General features: G+C 71.2%; 23 protein-coding genes. 19 read left to right on the top strand and 4 right to left on the bottom strand.

Annotated features, from left to right (window positions below; all coding sequences use genetic code 11):
* Positions 1 to 71: 71 nt before the first annotated feature.
* Positions 72 to 389, top strand: coding sequence for a hypothetical protein (locus tag G406_RS0105050; protein WP_028932984.1), 318 nt, complete (start codon positions 72 to 74; stop codon positions 387 to 389).
* 58 nt (positions 390 to 447) lie between these two features.
* Positions 448 to 867 (top strand): SAV_6107 family HEPN domain-containing protein, encoded by a 420-nt coding sequence (locus G406_RS0105055; RefSeq protein WP_037075295.1) that lies wholly within the window; start codon positions 448 to 450, stop codon positions 865 to 867.
* Positions 868 to 880: 13 nt separating this feature from the next.
* On the opposite strand, the gene G406_RS0105060 is transcribed toward G406_RS0105055, so the two are convergent.
* Positions 881 to 1699, bottom strand: coding sequence for a ParA family protein (locus tag G406_RS0105060; protein ID WP_037075150.1), 819 nt, complete (start codon positions 1697 to 1699; stop codon positions 881 to 883).
* 193 nt (positions 1700 to 1892) lie between these two features.
* Here G406_RS0105060 and G406_RS0105065 point away from each other — a divergent pair, with 193 nt between their 5' ends.
* Complete coding sequence (locus G406_RS0105065) at positions 1893 to 2663, top strand: class I SAM-dependent methyltransferase (RefSeq protein ID WP_245607014.1); 771 nt, start codon at positions 1893 to 1895, stop codon at positions 2661 to 2663.
* 405 nt (positions 2664 to 3068) lie between these two features.
* The gene (locus tag G406_RS0105070; RefSeq protein WP_028932988.1) at positions 3069 to 3446 is read left to right on the top strand and encodes a DUF3040 domain-containing protein; all 378 of its coding nucleotides are present in this window, start codon (positions 3069 to 3071) and stop codon (positions 3444 to 3446) included.
* A gap of 95 nt (positions 3447 to 3541) precedes the next feature.
* Here G406_RS0105070 and G406_RS0105075 read toward each other — a convergent pair whose 3' ends face one another.
* From G406_RS0105075 to G406_RS44700, 3 genes are read right to left on the bottom strand one after another with little or no spacing between them, the layout of a single operon-like run.
* Complete coding sequence (locus tag G406_RS0105075; RefSeq protein WP_028932989.1) at positions 3542 to 6079, bottom strand: transglutaminase TgpA family protein; 2538 nt, start codon at positions 6077 to 6079, stop codon at positions 3542 to 3544.
* Entirely contained in the window at positions 6076 to 7308 is a 1233-nt protein-coding gene (locus tag G406_RS0105080) for a DUF58 domain-containing protein (RefSeq protein WP_028932990.1), read from the bottom strand. The genes G406_RS0105075 and G406_RS0105080 overlap by 4 nt, the downstream gene beginning before the upstream one ends.
* Positions 7301 to 8275: an AAA family ATPase gene (locus G406_RS44700; RefSeq protein WP_051341641.1), complete on the bottom strand. Its 975-nt coding sequence runs from the start codon at positions 8273 to 8275 to the stop codon at positions 7301 to 7303. Before G406_RS44700 ends, G406_RS0105080 begins: the two co-directional genes overlap by 8 nt.
* A gap of 464 nt (positions 8276 to 8739) precedes the next feature.
* Here G406_RS44700 and mraZ point away from each other — a divergent pair, with 464 nt between their 5' ends.
* The 15 genes from mraZ to G406_RS0105160 all read left to right on the top strand — a co-directional run bounded on the left by mraZ (position 8740) and on the right by G406_RS0105160 (position 26383).
* Positions 8740 to 9171, top strand: coding sequence for a division/cell wall cluster transcriptional repressor MraZ (mraZ, locus tag G406_RS0105090; RefSeq protein WP_028932991.1), 432 nt, complete (start codon positions 8740 to 8742; stop codon positions 9169 to 9171).
* Between the two features lie 219 nt (positions 9172 to 9390).
* Positions 9391 to 10389, top strand: a complete 999-nt coding sequence (gene rsmH / locus G406_RS0105095; protein ID WP_051341643.1) for a 16S rRNA (cytosine(1402)-N(4))-methyltransferase RsmH — start codon at positions 9391 to 9393, stop codon at positions 10387 to 10389.
* Positions 10386 to 11294, top strand: a complete 909-nt coding sequence (gene ftsL / locus G406_RS53660; protein WP_051341648.1) for a cell division protein FtsL — start codon at positions 10386 to 10388, stop codon at positions 11292 to 11294. Before rsmH ends, ftsL begins: the two co-directional genes overlap by 4 nt.
* Complete coding sequence (locus G406_RS0105105) at positions 11294 to 13135, top strand: peptidoglycan D,D-transpeptidase FtsI family protein (protein ID WP_084215777.1); 1842 nt, start codon at positions 11294 to 11296, stop codon at positions 13133 to 13135. The genes ftsL and G406_RS0105105 overlap by 1 nt, the downstream gene beginning before the upstream one ends.
* 89 nt (positions 13136 to 13224) lie before the next feature.
* A complete protein-coding gene (locus tag G406_RS0105110) occupies positions 13225 to 14772 on the top strand; it encodes a UDP-N-acetylmuramoyl-L-alanyl-D-glutamate--2,6-diaminopimelate ligase (protein ID WP_028932994.1) in 1548 nt (515 codons plus the stop codon).
* A complete protein-coding gene (locus G406_RS0105115; RefSeq protein WP_028932995.1) occupies positions 14769 to 16205 on the top strand; it encodes a UDP-N-acetylmuramoyl-tripeptide--D-alanyl-D-alanine ligase in 1437 nt (478 codons plus the stop codon). The genes G406_RS0105110 and G406_RS0105115 overlap by 4 nt, the downstream gene beginning before the upstream one ends.
* Complete coding sequence (gene mraY, locus G406_RS0105120; protein ID WP_028932996.1) at positions 16202 to 17278, top strand: phospho-N-acetylmuramoyl-pentapeptide-transferase; 1077 nt, start codon at positions 16202 to 16204, stop codon at positions 17276 to 17278. The genes G406_RS0105115 and mraY overlap by 4 nt, the downstream gene beginning before the upstream one ends.
* On the top strand, positions 17278 to 18714 hold the full coding sequence (murD, locus tag G406_RS0105125; protein ID WP_245607015.1) for a UDP-N-acetylmuramoyl-L-alanine--D-glutamate ligase: 1437 nt from the start codon (positions 17278 to 17280) through the stop codon (positions 18712 to 18714). The genes mraY and murD overlap by 1 nt, the downstream gene beginning before the upstream one ends.
* The gene (ftsW, locus tag G406_RS44710; protein ID WP_051341649.1) at positions 18711 to 20147 is read left to right on the top strand and encodes a putative lipid II flippase FtsW; all 1437 of its coding nucleotides are present in this window, start codon (positions 18711 to 18713) and stop codon (positions 20145 to 20147) included. The genes murD and ftsW overlap by 4 nt, the downstream gene beginning before the upstream one ends.
* Complete coding sequence (gene murG, locus G406_RS44715; protein ID WP_037075152.1) at positions 20144 to 21259, top strand: undecaprenyldiphospho-muramoylpentapeptide beta-N-acetylglucosaminyltransferase; 1116 nt, start codon at positions 20144 to 20146, stop codon at positions 21257 to 21259. Before ftsW ends, murG begins: the two co-directional genes overlap by 4 nt.
* Positions 21260 to 21309: 50 nt before the next feature.
* Positions 21310 to 22701 carry a UDP-N-acetylmuramate--L-alanine ligase gene (gene murC, locus G406_RS44720; protein WP_084215797.1) on the top strand — a complete coding sequence of 464 codons (1392 nt, stop codon included), beginning with the start codon at positions 21310 to 21312 and terminating at the stop codon, positions 22699 to 22701.
* Positions 22698 to 23474: a cell division protein FtsQ/DivIB gene (locus G406_RS0105145; protein WP_051341653.1), complete on the top strand. Its 777-nt coding sequence runs from the start codon at positions 22698 to 22700 to the stop codon at positions 23472 to 23474. The genes murC and G406_RS0105145 overlap by 4 nt, the downstream gene beginning before the upstream one ends.
* A gap of 156 nt (positions 23475 to 23630) precedes the next feature.
* Entirely contained in the window at positions 23631 to 24917 is a 1287-nt protein-coding gene (gene ftsZ / locus G406_RS0105150) for a cell division protein FtsZ (RefSeq protein ID WP_028932999.1), read from the top strand.
* Positions 24918 to 24923: 6 nt separating this feature from the next.
* Positions 24924 to 25640 carry a peptidoglycan editing factor PgeF gene (pgeF, locus tag G406_RS0105155; protein ID WP_037075154.1) on the top strand — a complete coding sequence of 239 codons (717 nt, stop codon included), beginning with the start codon at positions 24924 to 24926 and terminating at the stop codon, positions 25638 to 25640.
* Entirely contained in the window at positions 25637 to 26383 is a 747-nt protein-coding gene (locus tag G406_RS0105160) for a YggS family pyridoxal phosphate-dependent enzyme (protein WP_156934683.1), read from the top strand. The genes pgeF and G406_RS0105160 overlap by 4 nt, the downstream gene beginning before the upstream one ends.
* Positions 26384 to 26402 lie beyond the last annotated feature (19 nt).

The raw sequence follows: 26402 nt of genomic DNA on the forward strand, positions 1-26402 counted from the left end.
GAGATGGTGTTCGGGGCGATTGCGCCAGCCGGTGCGGTCGGGGTTGTTGAGCCTGAGGAGGTGAGGCGTCGATGGGGGTGTTGACCCGCCGATTCGGATCCCGGCAACCGACGCCGGTGCAGGTGCGGTGGCAGGACGGTGAGCCCGTCGAGTTCCAGCGGCGGCCGGTTCGCCGTGGGCCGAGCTTCCTGGTCACCGATGTTCGGGAGCGTTGGATCGAGGAGTCTCCGTGGCCCTTCCCGTCCCCCATGCCGGTGGGGGGTGACCGTATCCGCTGCTGGCGGGTGCTGGCGCGTTCCTCCGGTGATCTCGAACGACCCGCCGAGGAGTTCGTGCTGCGGATGCGGGCCGGCCCCGGGGTGTGGGACCTGATCCGCGTCGATGACTAGGAGCTCGTCCGTCGCTGTTCGCCAGTCCAGTCCGTCCGCAACGAGAGAGGTGACCACGATGTCGGTCAGCACACTGCCCTTCCAGATTCCGGCTCCGGCCGGACCGCCACCCTCGCCCGCAGCGCTCAGCCTGCTCCGGCAGGCCGAGCTGGGCCTGTTCGAGGCGGAGCGCACCGTCGACCCGGCGCAGCGCTACGCCCAGTCGCACCTGGCCGCGCTGCGTGCCGGGGCGGCGGTGCTCGCCGTGCGCGCACACCCGGCCGGTCGCAAGCGGCCGGGCCGCAGCGTCTGGCAGCTGTTGAGCCTGATGGCCCCGGAGCTGTCGGAATGGGCGGCGTTCTTCGCGTCCGGCTCCTCGACCAGGGCGGGGATCGAGGCGGGAATCACCCGGCTGGTGAACGACCGGGCGGCGGACGACATGGTTCGCCAGGTCGGCCAGTTCATCGGGGTGGCCCGCACCCTGGTGCGCTCCCGCTGAGTCGTGAAGGGACTCAGCTGGCGTCGAGCTCCCGCCTCGATGCGCTGCGCATCACCCGGCCGAGGAGGCCGTCGAACACTGCGGAGGCCTCCCTGGCGCCGGGTGTGTCCCAATGCTGGATGGGTACACAGGCGCCCTGTGCCTGCTGGATCGCGGACCGGTCGGGGAGGAAACCGTTCAGCACCAGCGGCCCGAACAGCTCACGGAGCTCGGTGATCCGGAAGGCGTGCTCGGACGACCGCGAGCGGACGCGGTTGATCAGGACGCCGAGCGGCTGCAGATGAGGGTTGTTGTGCACGCGCTCGCTCTGGACCGCCTCGAACGCGCGCTGCACTCCGGCCACGGCGAAGATCGTGGGGTCGGTCACCAGGACGGCGCGGTCCGCGGCGACCAGTGCGGAACGGGTCAGCTGCCCCAGTGACGGGGGGCAGTCGATGATGACGAGGTCGTACTCGTCCTCGTCATCGGGTTCGGCGTCCTCGGGAGCCAGGAAGTGGCTGAGTGCCCGGTCCAGGCGGTTGAGCTGCTTGGCGGTCGGCTCGGGATGATTGTGGCGCTCGTTCGCCTCGGAGCCGACCAGCACGCTGAGGTCGTCGCTCCAGGCGCTGAGGCTGATCGCCCGGCGCAGCGTCGACATGCGCGGTTCGTCGAGCACGTCGGCAATGCTCGCGTCGCTGGGATCGGGACGTAAGGCGACGGTGGCGTTCGCCTGCGGGTCGAGATCCACGACGAGAGTACGAAGGTTGCGCTGCATCGCGGCTCCCGCCAGCCCCAGCACTACCGTCGTTTTGCCTACGCCTCCCTTGAGGCTCAGAACCGCGACAACCTGCACAGGATCAAACCTACCGGGCGGCACGAATCCCGCTCCCCGGCACCGGGTCACCTCCTTGGCTGATGTGTGATGGTCATCTCCCGTGGCGTCGGTGTGTCGGGACCTCCGGCAGATGCACCGCGCGACGTGGTCCGGGCACGGCCTAAGCTGCCGCCGTGCCTAGTGGTGCTGGCTTGATTGGCGGACGAACATGGTGAGTGGCGGGGAGTCCGGCTGGCTCGCCGAGCCCGACAGCGCCGTGCACCGTGCTTTGCGCACGGAGCTGCTGGCGGCTCGTGAGCGGAGGGCCGGCGCGGAGGTCCGGGTACTGGACGTTGGCGGCGGCAGCGGTGCGTGGGCGGTGCCCATGGCTGCCGAGGGCTGTCGCGTCACGGTGGTCGACGCCAGTCCGAACGCGCTCGCCGCGCTGGGCGGCCGGGTCCGCGAAGCGGGTGTCGAGGACCTCGTCAGCGCGGTCCAGGGTGACGTGCAGACGTTGACCGACGTGGTCGGGGAGTCGGCCGCCGATCTCGTGCTCTGCCACGGCCTGCTCGAGGTCGTCGACGATGTCGGCGCCGCGGTCGCTCAGCTCGCCGCAGCGACCGTTCCCGGGGGAGCGGTGTCGGCCCTGGTCGCCGGACGGCACGCCGCCGCTCTGGCGCAGGCGCACGCGGGCCGGCTGGCGCAGGCACGCGCCGTGCTCGCCGACCCCGCGGGCCGCTCCGGCCCGCATGATCCGTTGCAGCGCAGGCTGAGCATGGCGGCGCTGCAAGGGCTGCTCGAGTCCGCGGCGGGCTTGTCCGTCGAGCTGGTCCAGGGCGACGGTGTGTTCGAGGGCTGGCTCCCGGCCGCCGTGCTCGAGTCCGATCCGGGCGGTCCCGACGGGTTGGAGGAGCTCGAGTCGATCGTGGCGGCGACGCCGGAGCTGCTCGTTCTCGCCGCGCGGCTGCACGTGATCGCTCGGCGACCCGGAGCACTCGGTTGAGCGACGTGCGCTCGGTGACACCTCGGTCTCTCTGACGCACGGTCAGGAGATGTGTTCGAGTGGGTGTTGAGGGTTGTCACCGGTTCGACACGCCGGACAGGGCAAAACGGGTCGAGAGTGCCCTGTGTGAATCCGAAATCACAGAAATATTCAGCCCGGAACTATTTCCCCTGGTCACAGGCCTGCTGGTCGGTCGAACGGGGTCGGAGCGGGTGGCCTGAGGTGTCCTCGTGGACGTCCTGAACGAGCCCGGCTGGCGTATCTTCCGTCCCTCTTTGCCGGTCCGGGTAGTCGCGGCTGGCTTGGACTCGTATCCTCATAGATAACGCCCGCTCCTGGGCGCTCGTCGGATGGCGTTGGCACGGCGCGGCATCCGATGCCAGTTCCTGTGCCGGAGGCGAAGACATGCCCCTCTCCGAGCACGAGCAGCGGCTGCTCGACCAGATTGAGCGCGCGCTCATTGCGGAGGATCCGAAGTTTGCGTCGACCGTGCGCGCGGGCCGACTCCGACGACCGAGTCGTCGGCGCCGGATTCAGGGTCTAGGCCTGTTCGTTCTAGGGCTCGTCCTGTTGGTGGTGGGCGTTGCGGTCCACTCGACCTGGGCGGCGAACGTCCCGGTCGTGAGCGTCATCGGTTTCCTGGTGATGCTCGGCGGCGCGCTACTTGCCATCACCTCGGTGGGTGCCGGCAAGAAGCAGGCCAAGAACGCCGAGCCCGAGCAGCGCAGTCGGTTCGGCGGAAAGATGGAAGAGCGCTTCCGCCGCCGTTTCGACCAGGAGTAAGAAGCCATCACGACAGCGCCGTCGGCCCATGTGGGCTGACGGCGCTGTCGCTGTGCGGTGAAACTCGGGGCCTGAGACTCGGGACCACGCCGAACTCAGGTCGAGGTGTCGCCTCGGGTCGGCGGGGACTGGGCCGCGCCCACCAGGCTGCGCCAGCCCTGCTTCGGACGGATCGACCGTGGCCACACCCGGCCGGCGACGGTGAGCGGTGCGCTTCGGTCCAGGCCGCCCCGGATCGTGGTCACGGCTGAGACCAGCTCGCTGCCCGGCCGGTGGTCGCTCTGCTTGGCGTACCAGCCGCGCTCCACAGCGCCCACGACCGTGCGGACGTTGCCGATCATGCTCGGGTCGAGACGATGCTGCGTGGCCAGCCGTTTGGCGACGCCTCGGACCGTGTCGTTGCCCGCGGGCTCACCGCCTCGGTCCTCGAACTCGGCGAGCAGCTCCCGCCACGCCGCAACGGCCCCGTCCGGGCCGCCGCGCGCCGCCTGCCGCAGGCGGCGCTGACGCAGCAGCGTGCGCAGTGCCGCCGGGATCGCCGCCACGATCGCGATGACCAGCAGCGCCAGCCCGATGAGGCCGAGAGCGAGCAGCAGGCCGGCCGGAATCGTGGACGGACCCCCGCCGTCGCCGCTGTCGCCGGGACCGTCGCCCGGTCCTGAACCGTCGCCACCATCGTCCTGACCTTGGTCGCCCGAGGGTTGAGGTTGCCCCTGATCACCCTGAGAGCCCTGGGAGGGCACCGGTACCGGCGCCTGCGGGTCAGGATTGTGCTCACCGGAGTCCGGACCGTCCTGGGACGGCTTGGGTTCCGCGCTCGGCGGTGCGTCGGGCTGGCTCGAGGGTGTCGGTCCCGCCGCCTGGTTCGGCGGCGGCGCACCCGGTCCGGCGGGCGAGGGCAGCGGGTCGACCGGCACGTTCGGCGCGTCGGCGACATAGCTGGGGACCACGGTGCGGCCGTCGCTCAGCGGGGTCGGGTCGAATCGGAGCCAGCCCAGACCGGGGAAGAAGGCCTCGACCCAGGCGTGGGCGTCGTCGGTGCTGATCGACTGGTAGTCGTCGGTCTTCTTGCCTCCGGTGAACCCGACGGCCACCCGGGACGGGATCCCCTGGGTGCGCAGCATGACCGCCATCGCGGACGCGAACTGCTCGCAGTACCCGGTCTTGGTCTGGGTCAGGAAGTCGACGAGCGCGTCACCGCTGTTGCCGGGGGAGGTCCTGAGGTTGTAGCGGAACCCGTTGACCGGGTCCAGGAAGTACTTGTTCACCGCGATCACCCGGTCGAACTGGGTGCGTGCGTGCGCGGTCACGGCCGTGGCCACCCGGGTGATGCGGGGGTCGATGCCGGTGGTGTCGAGGTAGATCGGGTCGACGTCCGACGCGGGTTCGGTCTGCTCCAGGGCCGCGACATCGGGGTTGGGCAGGGCGGCCCGTTCCGTCCAGCGAGGTTCGGCGATCGCGCTCTCGGCGTAGGCGGTACCGGTGATCACGTCGTACTTCCACCGGTTGGCGATGACACCGGTCACGCCCATCGGCAGGCCGAACAGGGGCAGCCACCGGTCGCGGAACCCCACGTTCTCGAACTGCACCAGCGCCGTCGGGTTGCGGACCGGAACCGGCAGTCCGGTGGGCAGGTTGCCGTTCAGGTCGGTCGCACCGCGCTTGACCCCCAGCTGCCATCCCTGTTGCGGGACGTACCTGCTCAGGGTGAGGGCTCGCAGGTACTCCGGGCCGGGCAGGCCGCGGACCCGCAGCAGCTCGGTGGGCTCGTCCTGCTCCAGCTGGCCGCGCAACAGCGCGAACGGGTTGAGGCCGAAGGAACCCGAGGAGTTGCCGTTGTTGCCGTGCCCGCCGCTGAAGCGTCCGGTGGTGCCGATGACGGTGAACAGCGAGCTGATGCTCAGCGCGGCGATCACCGCGACCGCCGTGACGGTGATGGCGATCGGCGCGCCGATCGCGGCGCGCAGCGCACCCCGGACCTTCCGGACCGCCTGCTGGCCGGCGGTGGGTACGCCCTGGGTGAGAGGCATGGGGGGCCGGGTCGGGATGCCCCGCCGGGCCTGGCGCTCCCGGTGGTTGACCATCAGCAGCAGCATGAAACCAGCCGCACCGGCCGTGAGGGTCCAGCCGGGCAGCGCGACGGGCGCCAGCGCGGTGGGCACCGTATAGGCGCCGAGCTGCACGAGGCCGCAGATCGCGGGCCCGTGACCAGCCATCGCCAGCGGGTCGACCGCAACCGCGACCAGCCCGAACCCGAGCGAGACGAGCAGCGCGAGCGCATAGGTGGTGGGAACCGGGGGCAGGCCGTTCTCGATCTGCCCGATGGCGACACCCAGCTGGGCGACGAGCTCGCCCACCGCGCTCGGTCCGGGGAGGAACCCGAGGGTCGGTGTGAAGCTGAACAGACCGGTGAGCAGCAACAGCAGGCCGACGAGCTGGGCGGGGACCACGAGCACGGTCGGTACCTTGACGGCACGCAGCACCAGCCCGATGAGCACGACGACGGCGACGGTCAGCGCCACGAACCACAGCCAGCTGACCCCGCGCAGCACTCCGCTCAACGAGGTGGAGCTGAGCGTCACGGCGAGCCCGGCCGTGATCGGGATCAGGTACCGGGAACCCCGCGCGGTCATCGCCCCGTCCCCAACCGGACCGGCAGCCGCTGGCAGAACTCGTTCCACACCTTGTCGGGGCCGCGCTCCGGCTTGCCGACCAGGACGGTCCAGCCCGCGTCGGTCAGTGCCCGCGCCGGCGTCGCGACGCCGGCGTCCTTGCGTGACTCGTGCGGACCGGCCCAGGCACGCACGTCGAGCAGGACCGCGTGGCCGTGTCCGCCCGCGCCCTTGATCAGCGGGTCCAGCGTGAGGGTGTCGACCGCGCCGAGCACCGCGAACAGCTCTCCGCCGTTGGCCGGCGGCGCGATCAGGCCCGGCTGGTTGGACGGGCGAACCGTGGCGAGTGAGTCGAGCAGTGCGTCGCTGTCCCGGCCCGAAGCCAGGGTGACGCCGTTCTCCGCGACCAGGGTGACGGTGCGGCCGTGGGCGAGCAGATGCTGACAGACGCTCGCGGCCAGCTCGATCGCCCACTCCAGGCTGGCTTCCGCGCCCGCGCCCCGGTGGGCCTGCACACGTCGGTCCAGCAGGACGGTGACGCCGCCGTGCCAGGGCCGTTCCTCCAGCCGGACCATCAGTTCGTCGCGGCGGGCCGTCGACTTCCAGTGCACGGTCCGCAGCGCGTCGCCCGGCTGGTACTCGCGCAGCAGCGCGTCGTGCTCACCCGGGCCTCGGCGCAGCCCGGTCGACCCGGAGTCGCCCTCACCCCGGCCGAACCCGTCGGGCAGGCCGGACAGCGGCGTGACGCGCGGCAGCACGGTCAGGGTGGTCCTGCCGACCAGCTCGCGTTCGTACTCGACGAGGCCCAGCGGGTCGCTGACCCGCACGGTGAGCGGGCCGATCTGGTGCAGGCCCCGGACCCGGGGGGTGATCGGGTAGCGCAGCTCCATGGGCGGGTCGCTCTTGCGCGGGGGAGCGGTGACGAACCGGGCCGAGGTGCCCAGCGCGTCCGGCAGCGCATCGGTGAACACGAGGCCACCGCCGAGCAGCCGGCTCGCCGTGTGCACCTCGATGTTGGTCTCGACCGGTGAGCCCCGGGACACGCGGGTCGGCCGTACGGACCGGTTCGCGTTGACCACCAGCCGGGTCCGGCCGGCCAGCAGCGCCGCGAGCAGCGGCAGCGCGACCGCGAACAGCCCGATCCGCAGCAGGTCGCGTTCGTTCAACGCGGCCGAGCACACCGACGACGCGACGCCGGCCGCGATGAGGCAGCGACCCAGCGTGCTCAGGCCGCTGGGTGCATCAGCCACGGGAGATGCCCGGGCCGCCACCCGGCGCCTGGGGCACCGGGACGCGGCCGAGCAGGGTGCGGATCAGGTCCGGCGCCGTACGGCGGGCGGTGAGCGACTCCGGGGAGAGCACGAGCCGGTGCGCCAGCACGGGGACGGCGATCGCGTGCAGGTCGTCGGGGATCACGAAGTCTCTCCCGGACAGCGCCGCCTGCGCCTTGGCGGCCCTGATCAGGTGCAGCGTGGCACGCGGCGACGCGCCGAGACGCACCTCCGGCATCCGGCGGGTCGCCGAGGAGAGATCGACCGCGTAGCGCCGTAGCTCGGTGGCGATGTGGACCGCGCGCACGGCCGCGAGGACGGACTGCATCTGCTGGGTGTCGGACACCGGGGACAGCGACTCGAGCGGTGACGAGGCGGCGTGGCCGTCGATCATCGCCAGCTCGGCGAGCGGCTCGGGGTAGCCGATGCTGATGCGCGCGGTGAACCGGTCGCGCTGTGCTTCGGGCAGCGCGTAGGTCCCTTCCATCTCCACCGGGTTCTGGGTGGCGATGACGATGAAGGGGTTGCCGAGCGGGTAGGTCATGCCGTCGACGGTGACCTGGTGCTCCTCCATGCACTCCAGCAGCGCGGACTGGGTCTTGGGCGAGCCTCGGTTGATCTCGTCGCCGATGACCACGTTGGCGAAGATCGGGCCCGGCCGGAACTCGAACTCGGTGCTGGTGCGGTTGTAGATGGAGACACCGGTGATGTCGCTGGGCATCAGGTCCGGGGTGAACTGGATTCGGCTGACCGCGCAGTCGATCGACTTGGCCAGCGCCTTCGCCAGCGACGTCTTCCCGACGCCGGGCACGTCCTCCATCAGCAGATGGCCCTCGGAGAGCATCGTGACGAGCGCGATCCGGACCGCATCGGGTTTACCCGAGATGACCTTCTGGATGTTCTCGGTGATGCGGCCGGTGATGTCACCGAGCTCGGTCAGCGACATCGGCGCAGGTCTGCTGCTCGTTGTCGTCATGCGGCCTCCCGGTTCTGGCGCGTGATTCGGGCACCTCTTTCGGGCAAGCCCTGCAGCAGTCTTTCAAACCCTGCTCCGGTGGTCACCGGCTCGGTACCCCCTGGCGATCCGGAGTTGCCTCTCCGGGACCTTCCCCGGTGCTTCCACCCGGATCCCCCACCCTTCCCCACGCCGTACCCACACCCCGTCGTACCAGCCGATCTACTCGGCGTTTTCCCAGGTCGCCCTGTGGTGGGGCGTGGTGGGGAGGAGGTGGGGGACGGCCGCGAGCGGCGCGGGACAGGCCACGGCCCCCACTGCGCCCCCACCGCGCCCCACCGTCACTGAGCTGGGGAAACGCTGAGCTCGGCGGAGTGACAGGGGGGCTGCTTCGTTGACTGTGGTGGAAAGTGGGGTAATGTGGTGATCGTTGGAGCCAAGGGGAGGCGGTGCCGATGTTCCTCGGCACCCACACGCCTCGGCTCGACGACAAAGGCCGGCTGACACTGCCCGCGAAGTACCGAGACGAGCTGCGAGGGGGGATGATGATCACCAAGGGTCAGGACCACTGCCTCTACGTGTTCCCCCGCGAAGTGTTCGAGCAGCTCGCCCGCAAGGTGGCCGAAGCCCCGTTCACGAACGAATCGGTCCGCGCCTACCAGCGCTACCTGTTCGCCGGTACCGACGAGCAGAACCCCGACTCGCAGGGCCGCATCCCGATCACCGCCGAGCTGCGCCGCTACGCCGGGCTCAGCAAGGAATGTGTGGTCATCGGCGCGGTCAACCGCCTGGAGATCTGGGACGCCCAGGCCTGGCACAGCTACCAGGAACAACACGAGGACGAGTACGCGCAGGCGCAGGAAGAAGTACTGCCCGGCATGTTCTGACCTGCCGGTGCGGATGTCTGGACGCAGTGACCCGCAGTCGCTGTGGCGGACCAGCCGCGAGATGCCTGATCCGGGTGTCTCGAGGCCTCCACTCCGCTGCTGGTGGCCCTGGCGCACCTTCCCCGGTGCCAGGTCCGCCGGGAGGGGAGCGGAGACCTCGAGACATCCGGGATCAACGGTAGCGCGAGCTCGAGAGACGTGAGGAGAAGGGGGCCGCCGGTGTCCGGGCCAGCGCCGCAGCACGCACCGCCCCCGTCCCAGCACGTACCGGTCCTGCTCGACCGCGTGCTGGAGCTGTTGGCTCCCTCGATCGCGGCCGAGAACGCGGTCGTGGTGGACGGCACGCTCGGCCTCGGTGGGCATGCCGAGGCGATGCTCCGGGCACATCCCCGCCTGACCCTCGTCGGGCTGGACCGCGACCATCAGGCGCTCGAGCTCGCCGGTCGCAGGCTCGAGCCGTACGCCGATCGCACGCATCTGGTGCACGCCGTCTACGACGAGCTGCCCGAGGTCCTCGACCGGCTCGGCATCCCCCGGATCCACGGGATGCTGCTCGACCTCGGGGTGTCCTCGTTACAGCTCGACGAGGTGGAGCGCGGCTTCTCGTACTCGAAGAATGCCGCGCTCGACATGCGGATGGACCCCAGCACCGGCCAGACCGCGGCAGACGTGCTGAACACCTACGCCCCAGGTGACCTGATCAGGGTGCTGCGCGACTACGGCGAGGAGCGGTTCGCCAAGCGGATCGTCTCCTCGATCGTCCGCAGGCGGGAGCAGACGCCGTTCCGGGACAGCCAGGAGCTGGTGGAGCTGCTCTACGACTCGGTGCCGGCCGCGTCCCGGCGGACCGGCGGTCACCCGGCGAAGCGGACGTTCCAGGCGCTGCGGATCGAGGTCAACGGTGAGCTGGAGGCGCTGCGAGGCGTCCTGCCGGCCGCGTTGGAGGCGATCGACGTCGGAGGCCGCCTTGTCGTGCTCTCCTACCACTCGCTGGAGGACCGCATGGTGAAGCGGGCGTTCGCCGAGGAAGTCAGCTCCCGGACACCCGCCGGGTTGCCGGTCGAGCTTCCGGGACACGAAGCACAGTGGCGGCTGCTCAGCCGAGGCGCGGAGAGCGCCGACGAGCAGGAGATCGCCGCAAACCCCCGCGCGGCGTCGGTCCGCCTGCGTGCGGGTGAACGAGTGGCCGACACGACCGTGAGCCGGGAGACGACATGAGTGCACCCACAGTTGAACGGACCCGGACGACCACGCGGCCCACCACCCGTCGTGCCGGGCGGGACGGGACGTCGGCGGAGACGCCTCGGGACGCCGGCGGCGCGGTCGGCCGGGCGTACGCACGCAGGGCCGGACGCAAGCAGCGCATCGGGACCGAGCCGACCGAGGCTTCGGCGGGGCGTTCGCAGTTCGTTCTGCTGATCATGGTGCTGCTCGGGGTCGGGCTGGTCACCTCGCTGTGGTTGTCCACGACCGCCGCCGCCGACTCCTACCGTCTGGACGCGGCCCGCTCGGCCACTCGCGATCTGTCCGAACGCAGTGAGTCGCTGCGCCGGGAGATCGCTACGACGCAGTCGGCGCCCGCGCTGGCACAGGCCGCGGCTGGTCTGGGCATGGTGCCCGCCACCGACGTGGCGCGCCTGGTCGCGGCACCGAACGGTGAGGTGACCGTCGTCGGCACCCCGAAGGCCGCCGTCGCGACGGCGCCTCCCGCCCCGCTCGCGCCGCCGCTGCCGACGGTGACCGCCCCCGGCGTCGCGCCTGTGGTTGCGCAGCCCTCGGCTCCCGCCGCACCGCAGACCGCACCGGCGGCTCCGGCGCAGCAGGCCGCCGCCCAGCCGGGCGTCGTGCCCGCACCGGAGCAGGACTCGGAGCAGGCGGTACAGACCCAGGCGGAGCTGGAGCAGGCCGCACAGCAGCCGTCGGCCGCCCAGCAGACCCAGCAGCAGATCCAGCAGCAGGCAGCCGCGCGCCCGCCGCGGGGCACTCAGCAGCAGACGGCTCAGCAGCAGACGGCTCAGCAGCCGAGGGGTACTGAGCAGCAGCCGGCGCAGCAGACCCAGCGGGGTATCCAGCCTGGTATCGCCGGCGTGCCGATGGTCGTGAACGGTGGGACCGGGCACTGATGGGCACGGCAACCAGGCCCAGAGCGCGCCCCAAGCCGCCGCCAGGGCCTCCCCGGCGACGCCCGAGGGGCGGCGACGGCTTCCGGGTCGACCCGGCGAGGCGTCTCGTCATCGGCCGGATGATCATGGTCGCGCTGCTGGTGATCTGCGGTCTGAAGCTCGTCACCGTGCAGACGTTCCAGGCGCCCCAGCTGCGTGCCGACGGTGACAAGCAGCGGGTCACGAGACTCGCGCTGCCCGCCGAACGGGGCGCGATCCTCGACCGCAACGGCACGCCGATGGCGTTCAGCGTTCAAGCCAAGGCGTTGACCGCCAACCCGGAACAGATCTCCCGGGACCAGGGGCCCAACGCGACCGCGCGCAAGACCGACATGGCACTGACCATCGCGCGGCTCACCGGTGCCGACGCGAACCAGCTGTACGCCGCGCTGAACACCCCGAGGCCGTACGTGATCCTCGTGCCCTCGGTCGAACCGGCCGCCGCCCGCGCGGTGGCGGAGAAGTTCCCGGAGATCACCCAGGAGGCCAGGGAATCGCGCCAGTACCCGGGTGGTGAGCTAGCCGCGAACGTCCTGGGTGCCGCGTCCTGGAACATGGACAAGAAGAAGCTGCGTGGGGTCGTCGGTCTGGAGGCCTCGCAGGACAACCTGCTGGCCGGTACCGACGGATTCCGCATGGTGGACACCGCCGAAGGGTCCAACACGGTCATCCCGGGCAGCGAGCGGGCGGAGAAGCCGGCCGTCGGCGGGTCGAACCTGCAGCTCACCCTGGACGCAGACCTGCAGTACAGCGTGCAGCAGCAGCTGGCCGCCTACGTGGCGGCGCACGGTGCGAAGAACGGCAGCGCCGTGGTCCTGGACGCCGCCACCGGTGAGGTGCGCGCGCTGGCGAACAGCGCGACGTTCGATCCGCGCAACCTGTCGGCCCCGGGCGCGCAGCTGGGCAACGCGGCGGTGACCACCCCGTTCGAGCCCGGCTCGGTGAACAAGATCGTGACCATGGCCGCGGCGCTCGAGTCCGGCATGGACAACCCGATGACGGTGAAGGACGTCCCGGACAGCATCAAGATCGCCGACCGGACGATCCACGACGCCTGGGTGCACCCGACCCAGAAGTTCACCCTCACCGGCATCCTGGCCCGCTCCTCGAACGTGGGCACGCTGATGACCGCGCAGCAGATCGGGCCGGACCGGTTCTGGGACATGCTGCAACGCATGGGCATCGGCCAGCGCACCGAGGTCGGGCTGCCCGGTGAGAGCCCCGGCCGCGTGCCGCCGCGCGCGAGCTGGTCGGGTTCGACGTTCGGCAACCTGCCGATCGGGCAGGGCCTGTCCATGACGGTCCTGCAGCTCGCCGGGATGTACCAGGCGGTCGCCAACGACGGTCTGAGAGTGCCGCCGAGGATTCTCGCCGCGACCGTCGGTCCGGACGGGGCCCGGCACGCCGAGCCGGCACCCGCTCCGGTGCGGGTGGTGTCCCCACAGGTCGCCGAGCAGCTCAGACACATGCTCACGGCCGTGACCCAGGACGGCAAGGGTGTCCAGCGCGGCACCGGCGTCAAAGCCGCCGTGGAGGGCTATCAGGTGGCCGGAAAGACCGGCACCGCTCAGCAGGTCAACCCGGCGTGTGGCTGCTACTCGTCGAACACGTACTGGATCACCTTCGCCGGGATGTTCCCCGCCGACCACCCTCGGTACGTGGCCGCGATCATGCTGGACGCCCCCACCCACGGTCAGGACGCGTCCGAGCTGTTCCACCAGATCGCCTCGGGCCTGGCCCAACGCGACCGGATCCCGGTCAGCACGGAGCCCACCCCGATGGTCCCGCTGGTCGTCCCCTGAGCACTCCGAGTCACCGCTGTGCCACCACCCGGTCAAACCACGTGATCGCGTCGCGAGTGAAAAAAACTATGCCGGTAGCCTTCCGCGACATGTCCCCGTCCCCGATCGCGACCGCCCACACGGCGTCCCCGCGACCCGAGGCGATCAAGCCCACCCGCCTGGTGGAGCTGGCCGCGCTGATCGGTGCGCCATCGGTGGAAGGCGCTGTGACAGGCGTCACGCTCCGCACTCAGGATGTGCGCTCCGGTGACCTGTTCGCGGCGCTTCCCGGCGCCCGCGTCCACGGCGCCGACTACGCCGCTCAGGCCGTCGCATCGGGTGCCTCGGCGGTGCTCACCGACTCCGACGGCGCGACCCGGGAGTCGACGCGGTCGGCGGGCGTCCCGGTTCTGGTCGCCGAGGACCCGAGGTCCGTGCTCGGCCTCCTCGCCGCCCGCGTCTATGGCGATCCGACGTCCCGGCTCGGGGTGCTGGGAGTCACCGGCACCAGCGGCAAGACCACCGTGACCTTCCTGATCGAGGCGGCTCTGCGTGCCGCCGGAGTGACCAGTGGGCTGATCGGCACGGTGCGCAGCACGATCGCCGGCGAACGCTGGGGCAGCTCGCTGACGACGCCCGAGGCACCCGATCTGCAGGCGCTGTTCGCCATCATGCTGGAGCGCGGGGTCAGCCACGCGGCGATGGAGGTGTCCAGCCACGCGCTGGCCCAGCACCGGGTCGACGGCACCAGGTTCGCGGTCGGCGCGTTCACCAACCTCTCCCAGGACCACCTGGACTACCACCACGACATGCAGTCCTACTTCGAGGCCAAGGCCCTGCTGTTCGACGGCCGGGCCTCGGTCGAGGTGATCAACGCCGACGACGAGTGGGCCCGCCGGCTGCTCAGCGAGGACAAGCCCGGGCAGGTGACGGTGTCCGCCGCCGGCCGGGTCGACGCCGGCTGGCGAGCGGAAGGCGTCCGGGTCTCCGCCGACGGCACGCAGCGCTTCACCGCGATCGACCCGTCCGGTGCGCGCACACCGATCATGCTGCCGCTGCCCGGTGCCTTCAACGTGGCCAACGCGATGCTCGCGCTGGCCTGCCTGGACCAGGTCGGTGTCCCGGCCGCGGTCGCGGCTCGTGGGCTGGCCGAGGCGGCCGTACCGGGGCGGCTGGAGCGGGTGGACGTCGGTCAGCCGTATCTCGCGCTGGTGGACTACGCGCACAAGCCGGGCGCGGTCGCGGCGCTGCTGGACACGCTGCGGGTCAGGCTGAATGGCGCCGGGCGGCTGTTGGTCGTGCTGGGCTGCGGTGGTGACCGGGACGCGGGCAAGCGCCCGCTGATGGGCGCGGAGGCCGCGAGCCGGGCCGACCTGCTGGTGATCACCGACGACAACCCGCGCAGCGAGAAGCCCTCGGCCATCCGGGCCGCGATGCGGGTCGGCGCACTCGCCGCGCCACCGATCGGCGAGGTGCTGGAAATAGGTGACCGGCGCGACGCGATCGCCGCCGCCGTGGCACGAGCCGCGCCGGGAGATGTGCTGGTGGTCGCGGGTAAGGGCCACGAGACGGGTCAGGAGGTGGATGGCGTGGTGCGACCGTTCTCGGACGTCGAGGAGCTGCGGATCGCCATCCAGGCACGGGAGGGCGACCGATGATTCCGATCACGCTTGCCGAGGTGGCGAGCGCCGTCGGTGGCCGGTTGCACCAGGCGACCGGCGAGGAGCTGGTGACCGGCTCGGTGGAGTTCGACTCCCGGGCGCTCACCGGCGGCGGACTGTTCGTGGCGATTCCCGGCGAGCGGGTCGACGGCCACGACTTCGCCGCCGCCGCGCACGCGGCCGGCGCGGTCGGTGTGCTGGCCGCGCGGCCGGTCGACGCGCCCTCGGTACTGGTGGGCGAGCCGGGCGCGACCCCGGAGGAGCAAGCCGACGCGGTGCTCGCCGCGCTCAGCCTGCTCGCCGCCGAGGTGGTGCGCAGGCTGCCGGCGCTGGAGATCGTCGGCCTGACCGGCTCGTCGGGGAAGACCTCGACGAAGGACCTGGTCGCGGGTGTTCTCCGCGCGCTGGGACCGACGGTGGCGCCGCCCGAGTCGTTCAACAACGAGCTCGGACACCCGTGGACCGTGCTGCGCGCCGACCGGGTGACCCAGCACCTCGTACTGGAGCTGGCCGCACGCGGGCGGGGCCACATCGCCGCCCTGTGCGCGGTGGCGCAGCCCCGCATCGGTGTCGTCCTGAACGTCGGGAGCGCTCACCTCGGTGAGTTCGGATCGGCGGACGCCGTCGCCGTCGCCAAGGGCGAGCTGGTAGAGGCACTGCCACCGGCGGCCCGCGGGGGAGTGGCGGTGCTCAACGCCGACGACGAGCGGGTCGCCGCGATGGCCTCCCGCACCGCCGCACGAGTGGTCACCTTCGGCGTCCACAGCGAGTCCGCTGACATCCGCGCCACCGAGGTCGAGCTGGACGAGCTGGGCCGAGCGCAGTTCCGGCTGCACACGCCGGTCGGTGACACCGACGTCGAGCTGCAGCTCGTCGGCGCGCACCAGGTGAGCAACGCGTTGGCGGCCGCCGCCGTCGGGCTCGAGCTCGGTGCGGAGCTGGAACAGCTGGCCGACCTGCTGTCCGAGGCCGAGCCCGCGTCGCGCTGGCGGATGGAGCTGACCGAGCGCCCCGACGGCGTGACGGTGATCAACGATGCGTACAACGCGAATCCGGAGTCGATGCGGGCCGGGCTGGAGGCGTTGGTGGCCATCACCGGTGAGAGCCGCCGGAGCTGGGCGGTCCTCGGCGACATGGCGGAGCTGGGTGACTCGAGTGCGGCGGCCCACGTCGAGATCGGACGGCTGGCCGCCGGCCTGGGGGTACGGCAGCTGCTCGCGGTGGGTTCAGCCGGTTATCAGACCGGCTATGGAGAGGAGTCGATGGTCGTGCCGGACGTGGCGACGGCCCTTGAGGTGCTTCGGGACCGGCTGATGCCGGGTGACGTGGTGCTGGTCAAGGCCTCGCGGGCAGTCGGCCTGGAGCGGGTCGCCGCCGGGCTGCTCGCCTCGGACGCGCCGAGTGACGCCTCGACGGACGGTGACCGGTGAGAGGAATCCTGGTCGCCGCCGGGGTGGCCCTCGCGATCTCCATCCTGCTGACCCCCTACCTGATCCGGTTCTTCGCCCGCCAGGGCTTCGGGCAGGAGATCAGGGCCGAAGGGCCGGCGAGCCACCAGTCCAAGCGGGGCACCCCGACCATGGGCGGGGTGGCGATCCTGATCTCCATCTGGGTCGGGTTCTTCGCCGCGCACCTGACCTCGGGTGAGAGCGGCGGTCCGAGCGCGTCGGCCTGGCTGGTGCTGCTGCTGACCACCGGGCTGGGCCTGGTCGGCTTCCTGGACGACTTCATCAAGCTGCGCCGCCAGCGCAACCTCGGGCTGAACAAGACCTCGAAGCTGGTCGGCCAGCTGGTCACGGCCATCACGTTCGCGGTGCTGGCGCTGCGGTTCATCAACGAGAACGGGCTCGCCCCGGCATCGGTCCGGCCGTCGTTCGTCCGGGACATCCTGGTGCTGTCCTTCGGCTGGCTCGGTTTCATCGTGTTCTGCTACGTGCTGGTCACGGCCTGGTCGAACGCGGTGAACCTGACCGACGGCCTGGACGGTCTCGCCGCGGGTACGTCGGCGATGGTGCTGGCCACGTACGTGTTCGTCGGCTACTGGCAGGCCCGGCACCTGTGCTCGCTCGCGGTCGCACCCGGCTGCTACTCGGTCCGGGACCCGCTGGACATCGCGCTGCTCGCGGCGGCGGCGATGGGCGGCTGCGTCGGGTTCCTCTGGTGGAACGCGGCGCCCGCGCGCATCTTCATGGGTGACACCGGCTCGCTGGCGCTCGGTGGGCTGATCTGTGGCCTGTCCATCGTGACCCGCACCGAGCTGCTGCTGGTCATCATCGGCGGCGTGTTCGTGGTCGAGGCGCTGTCGGTGTCGCTGCAGATCCTGGTGTTCAGGGCGACCCGGCGGAGACTGTTCCGCATGGCGCCCTTCCACCACCACTTCGAGCTGGCGGGCTGGGCCGAGACCACGGTCATCATTCGCTTCTGGCTGCTCGGCGCGATGTGCTGTGCGATCGGTCTGGGCATCTTCTACAGCGAGTGGCTGGCCACCCAGGCCGGTAGCTAGTGGCCGCCGAACGTGGGGCCCCGGACCACCGGTCGCTGACCGACCTGCGCGGCCGCCCCGTGCTGGTCGCCGGCGCGGGTGTGTCCGGTCTGGCCGTCGCCGAGGCGCTGGTCGAACTGGGCGCGCTCGTCACGGTCACCGACGGGCGCGCGGACCGTCTCACCGAGCTACCCCAGGGTGCTCGCGCGGAGGTAGGTCTCGACGTTCCGCCACCGGGTACCGAACTGGTCGTCACCAGCCCCGGCTGGCGGCCCGACGCCCCGCTGCTGAAGGCGAGCGCCGACGCCGGCATCGAGGTCATCGGGGAACCGGAGCTGGCCTGGCGGTGGACAGCGCCGGGCGGCCCGGCGGCCGAGGGTCCCGCACCACGCTGGCTCGCGGTGACCGGGACGAACGGCAAGACCACGACGGTCGGCATGCTCGAGTCGATCCTGGTCACCTCGGGCCGGAACGCGATCGCGTGCGGCAACGTCGGCACACCGGTGATCGAGGCCGTGCGCGCCGGACATCGTGAGCTCGCGGTCGAGCTGTCCAGCTTCCAGCTCTACTGGTCGCCGTCGCTGCGCCCGGCCGCCGGTTGCCTGCTCAACATCGCCGAGGACCACCTGGACTGGCACGGCGGCATGGACGGCTATCTCACGGCGAAGGCACGTGTGCTGACCGGGCAGGTCGCGGTCGCGGGCGCCGACGACCCGCTCGCCGCCGGCGCGTTGGCGGCCTCGCGAGCCGAACGCCGGATCGGGGTGACACTCGGCGCCCCGGCCCGTGGGCAGCTCGGTGTCGTCGACGGCACGCTGGTGGACAACGCGTTCGGCGACGGCGTCGTCGAGCTGCTCGGTGTCGACGAGCTGCCGCTGACCGGGCCGCCCGCGCAGCTGGACGCACTGGCCGCCGCCGCGCTCGCCCGGTCGGCCGATCTGACCGCCGGCGAGGTCGCGGCCGGACTACGCGCGTTCCGGCCGGGACCGCACCGGGGCAGTGTCGTCGCCACGGTCGACGGCGTGCGGTTCGTGGACGACTCGAAGGCGACGAACCCGCACGCGGCGGACGCCGCACTGTCCGGGCATCGGCGCGTGGTGTGGATCGCCGGCGGCCAACTCAAGGGCGCGTCGGTTACAGAACTCATACATCAACACGCACATAGGTTGGTCGGCGTAGTCCTAATGGGCACCGATCGGGCGATGTTCGGTGACGCACTGTTGCGACACGCCCCCGATGTCCCCGTGCAGGAAGTTCTGCCGGGAGAGCATGAACCCATGACGGACGCGGTACGACGGGCCGCCGCTATGGCTGCCCCAGGTGATGTAGTCCTCCTTGCCCCAGCCGCTGCGTCGTTAGACCAATTCACCGGATATGCCGCCAGGGGGCTCGCGTTCGCGGACGCCGCTTCCGGCCTGCGGAAGAGCGGGTCGGGTACGCCGTCGGGAAACCGGTGAGCGCCGAGGGGCGGGGTTCGGCCCCCGCCGGAGCCCGAGGGACGACGGCCACCAGGACACGCAAGCCGGCCGGACCCACCGCGGCGGGTCACGCCGCGAAGGTCCGGGCCGCCGTGACCGCCTGGCTGGCGCGGCCGCTCACCTCGCTGCACATCGTGCTCGGCGTCTTCGGCCTGCTGACCCTCGTCGGACTCGTGATGGTGCTGTCCGCGTCCAGCGTCGAGTCCTTCGAGGCGGACGGCTCGTCCTACTCGGTGTTCGCCCGGCAGCTGCTGTTCTGCCTCGCCGGACTGGTCGTGTTCTGGATCGGCATGCGGATTCCGCCCAAGGTCCTGCGGGCACTCGCACCGGCGGCGCTGATCCTGTCGGTGATCCTGCTGGTGCTGGTGCTGATCCCCGGGCTCGGCCACGTCAGGGGCGGCGCGCGCAGCTGGTTCGTCGTCGGCCCGATCTCGATCCAGCCCGCCGAGCTGGCCAAGGTGGCGATGGCGCTGTGGGGCGCGCACGTGCTCGCCGCGCGCCAGCGCATGCTCGGCAACTGGCGCCAGGCGCTGTCCCCGGTCCTTCCGGTGGCGCTGGTGCTGTTCACCCTGATCGTGATCGAGCCGGACCTCGGCACGGCGCTGTCGCTGGCCATCGTGGTCGCGGCGCTGCTGTTCTTCGCGGGTGTCCGGATGCGGCTGCTGGCGGCGCTGGGCATCGGTGGCGCGGTCGGCGCGGTGATGCTCGGGCTGTCCGCCGGCTATCGGCAGAGCCGCATCACGTCGTTCCTGTCGCCCGACGCCAGCGATCCGCTGGGTTCGGCGTACCAGGCGAAGCAGGCGTTGTACTCGCTCGCCGACGGTGGCCTGTTCGGCGTGGGGATCGGTCAGGGCCGCGCCAAGTGGAGCTACCTGCCGAACGCGCACAACGACTTCATCTACGCCATCATCGGCGAGGAGCTGGGCATGGTCGGCGCCGTGGCGGTGCTCGTCCTGTTCGGCATGCTGGTCTACGTGGGTCTGCGGATCGCGGCGCGCAACACCGACCCGTGGCTCAAGCTGGTGGTCTCCTCGCTGACGGTCTGGATGGCCGGGCAGGCAACGATCAACATCGGCTACGTGGTGGGATTGCTTCCCGTGACCGGTATTCCGTTGCCACTCGTTTCTTCCGGAGGCTCCGCACTAGTGAGTGCCATGTTCGTGGGCGGCCTGCTGGCCAATGCCGCCCGGCACGAACCCGAGGCCATCGCCGCGCTGCGCGCCCACGGCCAGGGCCGGGTCGCCCGGCTGCTCGGTCTGCGCATGCCGGAGCCGTATCGCTCGCCGATCGCGCGGTCCGCCGCGCGCCCGACGGCGCCGAGCCCGCGTACCCCTCCGCAGTCGCGGACCGCGCCCAGCCAGCGGGCGAGCGGCGCCCGTGCACAGGTCCCGGGCCAGCGGGGGCACCGATGAGCGGATCGAACAGCCCGCTGTCGGTGGTCCTCGCCGGCGGCGGTTCGGCGGGACACATCGAACCCGCGCTGGCTCTCGGTGACGCGATCCGTCGCCTGCGGCCGGACGCGACGGTCACCGCGCTGGGCACCGAACGTGGCCTGGACCGGACGCTCATCCCGGCACGCGGCTTTCCGCTGGAGATCATCCCGCCGGTGCCGCTGCCGCGTAAGCCGAGCGCCGACCTGCTCAAACTGCCGACCAAGGTCCTCGGATCGGTGCGCGACACCCGGGCGGTGCTGCGCAAGGTGCGGGCGGACGTCGTGGTCGGGTTCGGCGGTTACGTCGCGCTGCCCGCCTACCTCGCCGCGCGCGGCCGAGTGCCGATCGTGGTGCACGAGGCGAACGCGCGCGCCGGGCTGGCGAACAAGGTGGGCGCCCGGTTCGCGGCTCGGGTGCTGGGCGCCGTACCGGACAACGGTCTGCCCGGCTGCGAGCAGATCGGCATCCCGCTGCGCCGCGAGATCACCGGGCTGGACCGCGCGGCGCTGCGCGCGTGCGCCCGGGCGCACTTCGGGCTGCCCGCCGACGGGCCGGTCCTGCTGGTCTTCGGTGGTTCCCAGGGCGCGCGGACGCTCAACACCGCGGTGGCCGAGGCATTGGGCGGGCTGCTCGCGTCGGGCATCTCGGTGCTGCACGGTCACGGAGCCGGGCTGACCGCCGCGCCGGTCCCGGCGGGGATCGGCCACGGCGGGAACTACATCGGCCTGCCGTACCTGGAGCGGATGGACCTGGCCTACGCCGCGGCCGACGCGGTGCTGTGCCGGTCCGGCGCGATGACCGTCGCCGAGGTGTCGTCGGTGGGGCTTCCCGCGGTGTACGTACCCTTGCCGCACGGCAACGGGGAGCAGGCGCTGAACGCCGGGCCGGTGGTCAACGCCGGTGGCGGGACGCTCGTGCCCGATGCCGAGCTCACCGGAACCCGAGTGCTCGAGGAACTGACCGGACTGCTGACCGACCCGACCCGACTCGCCGCGATGGGTGCGGCGGCTCGTGGATCGGGGCACGCCGATGCCGACGAGGCGTTGGCCAGAGTGGTGTTCGAGGTGGCGAGCGAGATGAGCGAGGCGTGACGAGCGTGCTGACCGATCGGGTGCACCTGGTGGGGATCGGTGGTGCCGGCATGAGCGGCATCGCCCGCATCCTGCTGGCCAGGGGCGCGGAGGTCGCCGGTTCCGACGCCAAGGACTCGCGGACCGTCCTCGGTCTTCGCGCGCAGGGCGCCAAGATCGCGGTGGGGCACGCGGCGGCCAACCTCGACCAGCTGAGCGGCCCGCCGACCGTCGTGGTGTCCAGCGCGATCCGCGCGGACAACCCCGAACTGGTCGCCGCGCACGAGCGGGGCCTGACGGTAGTGCACCGCGCGGAGGCGCTGGCCGCATTGATGACCGGCCGCAGGGTCGCCTGTGTGACCGGGACCCACGGCAAGACCTCGACGACCTCGATGCTGACCGTCGCACTGCAGCACTGCGGGCTCGACCCGTCGTTCGCGATCGGCGGGGACCTGGCGGCCGCGGGGACCGGAGCGCACCACGGCGCCGGGGAGATCTTCGTCGCCGAGGCCGACGAGAGCGATGGGTCGTTCCTGAGGTTCAGCCCCTGGGTCGCGGTCGTGACCAACGTCGAGGCGGACCACCTCGACCACCACGGCAGCGAGCAGGCCTACGCGACGGCGTTCGCGGACTTCCTCTCCAGGCTCGTCCCCGGCGGCGCTCTCGTGAGCTGCGCCGACGATCCCGGGTCCGAGCGTCTGGCGGTCCAGGCCGAAGCGGCCGGGATCCGGGTTCGTCGCTACGGACGGACCGCGCCGGCCGAGCCGGGCAACGCCGTACTTACCGGCTATGACCGCGCCGGCACCGGGAGCAGGGTCGGTCTGCGGCTCGCCGAGGCCGACCACGAGGTCGTCCTGTCGCTGCCCGGAGAGCACATGGCGCTCAACGCGCTGGGCGCGCTGCTGGCCGGCATCGAGCTGGGTGCTCCGGCCTCCGGACTGCTGGAGGGCCTCGCCGGGTTCTCCGGTGTGCGTCGGCGGTTCGAGTTCAAGGGCCGGGCGGCGGGGGTCGCGGTCTACGACGACTACGCGCACCATCCGACCGAGGTCGCGGCGCAGCTCAAGGCGGCGCGCGAGGTCACCGAGGGCCGCCTGCTGGTGGCCTTCCAACCGCACCTCTACTCCCGCACCCGGCAGTTCAGCACCGAGTTCGGTCAGGCGCTCGCGCTGGCCGACGAGGTCGTGGTGCTCGACGTGTTCGCCGCCAGGGAGGACCCGGAGCCCGGAGTCAGCGGCGCGCTCGTCGCCGACGCCGTCCGGTTGCCCGCCGACCAGGTGCACTACGTGCCGCGCTGGGCCGAGGTCCCCGAGGTGCTCGCCGGTCTGGCGAAGGCGGGCGACCTGGTGATCACGATGGGTGCCGGTGACGTGACGGTGCTGGGCCCAGAGGTTCTCGTCGAGCTCACCCGGCGGGAGAACGACCAGAACGACATCGCCACCGTGTCCGGAGAGCCGGCGCGATGACCGCGCGGTCGGGTCGGGGAGCGGGGCTGGTCGCCGACCGTCCGGTCGGTGCGTCACGCCCCCCGATGCGCCCCGCCGACGACCGCGCGCGCTATCGACGCAGGCGGCTGCTGGCACTGGTGCTGCTGGTGGTCACGGCGGTGCTCGGAGTGATCTTCGGCGGGCGCGCGATGCTCCTGCACGTCGCGAAGTTCCAGGTGGCCTCGATCGAGGTCCAGGCGCCGCCCGAGGTGAACGCGGACGTCGTCAGGGCGGCCACCGGGATCCACGCGGGGACCGCGCTGCTGGCGGTCGACCTGGACGAGGTGCAGCGCGGGGTCGGAACGGTTCCGCAGGTCGCCTCGGTCGTGGCATCCCGACACTGGCCGGACACGGTGCGGCTCGAGGTGACCGGACGCACCCCGGTCGCGCTGACCGACTCGGCGAACGGGCCGTGGCTCGTCGACAGCACGGGCACCGTTTATCAGGCTGCGCCGAAGTCCCCGCCGCCGTTGCCGAAACTGGTCGCGGACCGGGTCGCCCCCGGCGATGCCGCGACCACCTCGGGCCTCGCCGTTCTGGCCTCGCTGGCCCCCGAGGTACGGCAGAAGGTGCAGGTCGTGGAGGCCGACGGCCCCTCCGACGTGACCCTGAAACTGGTCGGCGGCAAGCAGGTGAAATGGGGCTCGCCCGACGACTCGGCACGCAAGGCCGCGGTACTCGTGGTGCTGCTGAGCCAACACGGTTCGCTCTATGACGTGAGTGCTCCGGACCTGCCGACCATCCGCCGCTGAGAAACCTCACTCGCATGCGGGTGGGACTACCGGCGCGCCTGCTGGACCAGGGGCGGAAGCGACCCTACCGTTCAGTTGCGAGGCAGACGGCTGACATAACTCTCAGTCTCCTGTTGAGGGTTGTAGAGAGTAAGGCCAGTGAGGAAGGTGCCGCGCATGACGCCCCCGCACAACTATCTTGCGGTGATTAAGGTCGTCGGTATCGGTGGCGGCGGCGTAAATGCGGTAAACCGCATGATTGAGGTCGGGCTCAAGGGCGTCGAGTTCATTGCTGTCAACACCGATGCCCAGGCTCTGCTGATGTCCGACGCGGACGTCAAGCTCGATATCGGTCGTGAGCTGACCAGGGGTCTGGGTGCCGGCGCGAATCCGGAGGTCGGTCGCAAAGCGGCCGAGGACCACCGGGAAGAGATCGAAGAAGTAATCAAGGGCGCCGACATGGTGTTCGTGACCGCGGGCGAAGGCGGTGGCACCGGTACCGGTGGCGCCCCTGTGGTGGCGAGCATCGCGCGCAAGCTGGGTGCGCTGACCATCGGTGTGGTGACGCGTCCGTTCACCTTCGAGGGGAAACGGCGCGGTGGCCAGGCCGAGGACGGCATCACCGAGCTGCGCAACGAGTGCGACACGCTCATAGTGATTCCGAACGACCGCCTGCTGCAGCTCGGCGACGTGGGCGTCTCGTTGATGGACGCGTTCCGGTCCGCCGACGAGGTGCTGTTGTCCGGTGTTCAGGGCATCACCGACCTGATCACCACACCCGGACTGATCAACCTGGACTTCGCCGACGTGAAGAGCGTCATGTCCGGAGCCGGGAGTGCCCTGATGGGCATCGGGTCCGCGCGAGGCGAGGGCCGGGCGGTGAGCGCCGCGGGCAAGGCGATCAACTCGCCGCTGCTCGAGGCGTCGATGGACGGCGCGCGTGGCGTGCTGCTGTCCGTCGCCGGCGGGTCCGACCTGGGCCTGTTCGAGATCAACGAGTCGGCTTCGCTGGTCCAGGAAGCCGCGCACCCCGAGGCGAACATCATCTTCGGGACGGTGATCGACGACTCGCTCGGTGACGAGGTGCGGGTCACGGTCATCGCCGCCGGGTTCGACGCGGGCACGCCGACGCACAAGAAGCTCGATCCCGGTGCGTTCCGGGGTGGTGGTGGCGGGCAAGCGAGCCCGCCGTCGCGCGGACAGGCGCAGGGCGGCGCGGGCTCGCACGGAACCCCCCAGCGACAGGCGAACCCGCCGTCTGACCCGCCCAGCGCGGTTCGAGGCGGGGCGGCCGCGCCGGGTAGTGCGACCTCTCCCGCGGTGAATGCTCCTCGTCCGAGCATTCCGCCACAGGGGACGCCCCATCAGTCCACCCAGTCGCCCCAGGCCCCGCCGGCAGCTGCCCGGCGGGTGATGGACTTCGACGACGACGAGGTGGATGTCCCACCCTTCATGCGAAGGTGAGCCGAAGTGGGCTCTCCGCGCGTTCGCCGGGTGGTCACCACCCGGGCCGGCGGGGCGTCCCGCGGCCCGTTCAACAGTTTCAACCTCTCCGACGGAGTAGGTGACGACCCTGCCGCCGTCGCGGCCAACCGTTCGCGGTTGGCCGCGACGATCGGTCTGGCCGCCGATTCCGTCGTCTGGATGCGTCAGGTGCACGGCACCGACGTGTCCGTCGTGACCGGCCCCACCGACGAGGTGGTCGCCGGTGTGGACGCTCTCGTCACCGATCGGCCCGGGCTCGCGCTCGCTGTCCTCGCGGCGGACTGTGTGCCGGTCCTGCTCGCCGATCCGCTCGCCGGGGTGCTCGGTGTCGCGCACGCGGGTCGAGTCGGGGCCTCGAAGGGTGTGGTGCCCTCGGTGCTGGCCGCGATGGCTGATCTCGGGGCGCGTCCGGAGCGCACGGAGGTGCTCCTGGGGCCGGCTGTCTGTGGCGGGTGTTACGAGGTACCCGCCCAGATGCGTGACGATGTTCACGGATTGTTGCCCGGTAGCGGCGGTGTGACGCGAGACGGTTCACCCGGATTGGATTTGCGCCGGGGCTTGCGTGTCCAACTTCGATCACTGAACGTGATCAAGGTGGATGTGGACCCGAGGTGCACGGTCGAGGACGCGCAGCTCTACTCGCATCGCCGCGAGGGCCGGACGGGTCGGTTGGCCGCGGTCACGTGGCTGGATCCCCGATGACGGAGCACGGTGTGCCGGATGCGCGGCGCGCCGATCTGGCGGCCGCGTTGGCCTCGGTCTCCGAGCGGATCCGGACCGCCTGTCGTGAAGCCGGGCGTCCCGAGGACGAGGTCGAGCTTCTCGCCGTCACCAAGTACCGGCCGGCGAGCGACGTGGCGCTCCTGCTCGATCTGGGGCTGCGCGGCTTCGGTGAGAACCGCCCGCAGGAGGCCGCCGCGAAGGTCCCGGAGGTCGCCGCGTTGCGGCCGGAGGTCGACGCCAGGTGGCATCAGGTCGGCCGGCTGCAGCGGAACAAGGCCCGATCGGTCGCCGAATGGGCATTCCGGGTCGAGTCGGTGGACTCGGAACGCCTCGTCGACGCGCTGGACGCGGCCGTGACACGTGCTCTGGACGGCGGTGAACGGTCGGAACGGTTGTCCGTGCTCCTCCAGCTGAGCCTGGACGGAGATCCACAACGCGGCGGCGTCGTCTCGAACGAGCGGGATGCGCTCGCCGAAAGAGTGATGGCCTCCGAGGCGCTGGAGTTGCACGGTGTGATGGCCGTTGCCCCGTTGAACACGGATCCGGACCGTGCGTTCGCCTCCCTGGAGGAGGCTTCGGGCCGGTTGCGTAGCCAATACCCGCACGCCAGGGTGATATCCGCGGGGATGACGGCGGATCTCGAACGGGCGATCAGGTTCGGTTCGACCTGCGTGCGTGTCGGAACGGCTCTACTGGGTGATCGACGGCTAACCTCGCCGTGAACGATGACGCGGTGTTACC

The sequence above is a fragment of the Actinospineispora spinosispora DSM 44797 genome (genome assembly GCF_000429025.1).
Classification (GTDB): Bacteria; Actinomycetota; Actinomycetes; order Mycobacteriales; family Pseudonocardiaceae; genus Pseudonocardia; species Pseudonocardia spinosispora.

Coding starts and splice junctions, on each gene's coding strand:
- G406_RS0105105 (WP_084215777.1), top strand. CDS start 11,294: ATGGGCACGGCAACCAGGCCCAGAGCGCGCCCCAAGCCGCCGCCAGGG.
- G406_RS0105070 (WP_028932988.1), top strand. CDS start 3,069: ATGCCCCTCTCCGAGCACGAGCAGCGGCTGCTCGACCAGATTGAGCGC.
- G406_RS0105160 (WP_156934683.1), top strand. CDS start 25,637: ATGACGGAGCACGGTGTGCCGGATGCGCGGCGCGCCGATCTGGCGGCC.
- mraZ (WP_028932991.1), top strand. CDS start 8,740: ATGTTCCTCGGCACCCACACGCCTCGGCTCGACGACAAAGGCCGGCTG.
- G406_RS0105110 (WP_028932994.1), top strand. CDS start 13,225: ATGTCCCCGTCCCCGATCGCGACCGCCCACACGGCGTCCCCGCGACCC.
- G406_RS0105115 (WP_028932995.1), top strand. CDS start 14,769: ATGATTCCGATCACGCTTGCCGAGGTGGCGAGCGCCGTCGGTGGCCGG.
- murG (WP_037075152.1), top strand. CDS start 20,144: ATGAGCGGATCGAACAGCCCGCTGTCGGTGGTCCTCGCCGGCGGCGGT.
- G406_RS44700 (WP_051341641.1), bottom strand. CDS start 8,275: ATGTCGCTGACCGAGCTCGGTGACATCACCGGCCGCATCACCGAGAAC.
- G406_RS0105075 (WP_028932989.1), bottom strand. CDS start 6,079: ATGACCGCGCGGGGTTCCCGGTACCTGATCCCGATCACGGCCGGGCTC.
- G406_RS0105050 (WP_028932984.1), top strand. CDS start 72: ATGGGGGTGTTGACCCGCCGATTCGGATCCCGGCAACCGACGCCGGTG.
- G406_RS0105145 (WP_051341653.1), top strand. CDS start 22,698: ATGACCGCGCGGTCGGGTCGGGGAGCGGGGCTGGTCGCCGACCGTCCG.
- G406_RS0105055 (WP_037075295.1), top strand. CDS start 448: ATGTCGGTCAGCACACTGCCCTTCCAGATTCCGGCTCCGGCCGGACCG.
- ftsZ (WP_028932999.1), top strand. CDS start 23,631: ATGACGCCCCCGCACAACTATCTTGCGGTGATTAAGGTCGTCGGTATC.
- ftsL (WP_051341648.1), top strand. CDS start 10,386: ATGAGTGCACCCACAGTTGAACGGACCCGGACGACCACGCGGCCCACC.
- murC (WP_084215797.1), top strand. CDS start 21,310: ATGAGCGGCATCGCCCGCATCCTGCTGGCCAGGGGCGCGGAGGTCGCC.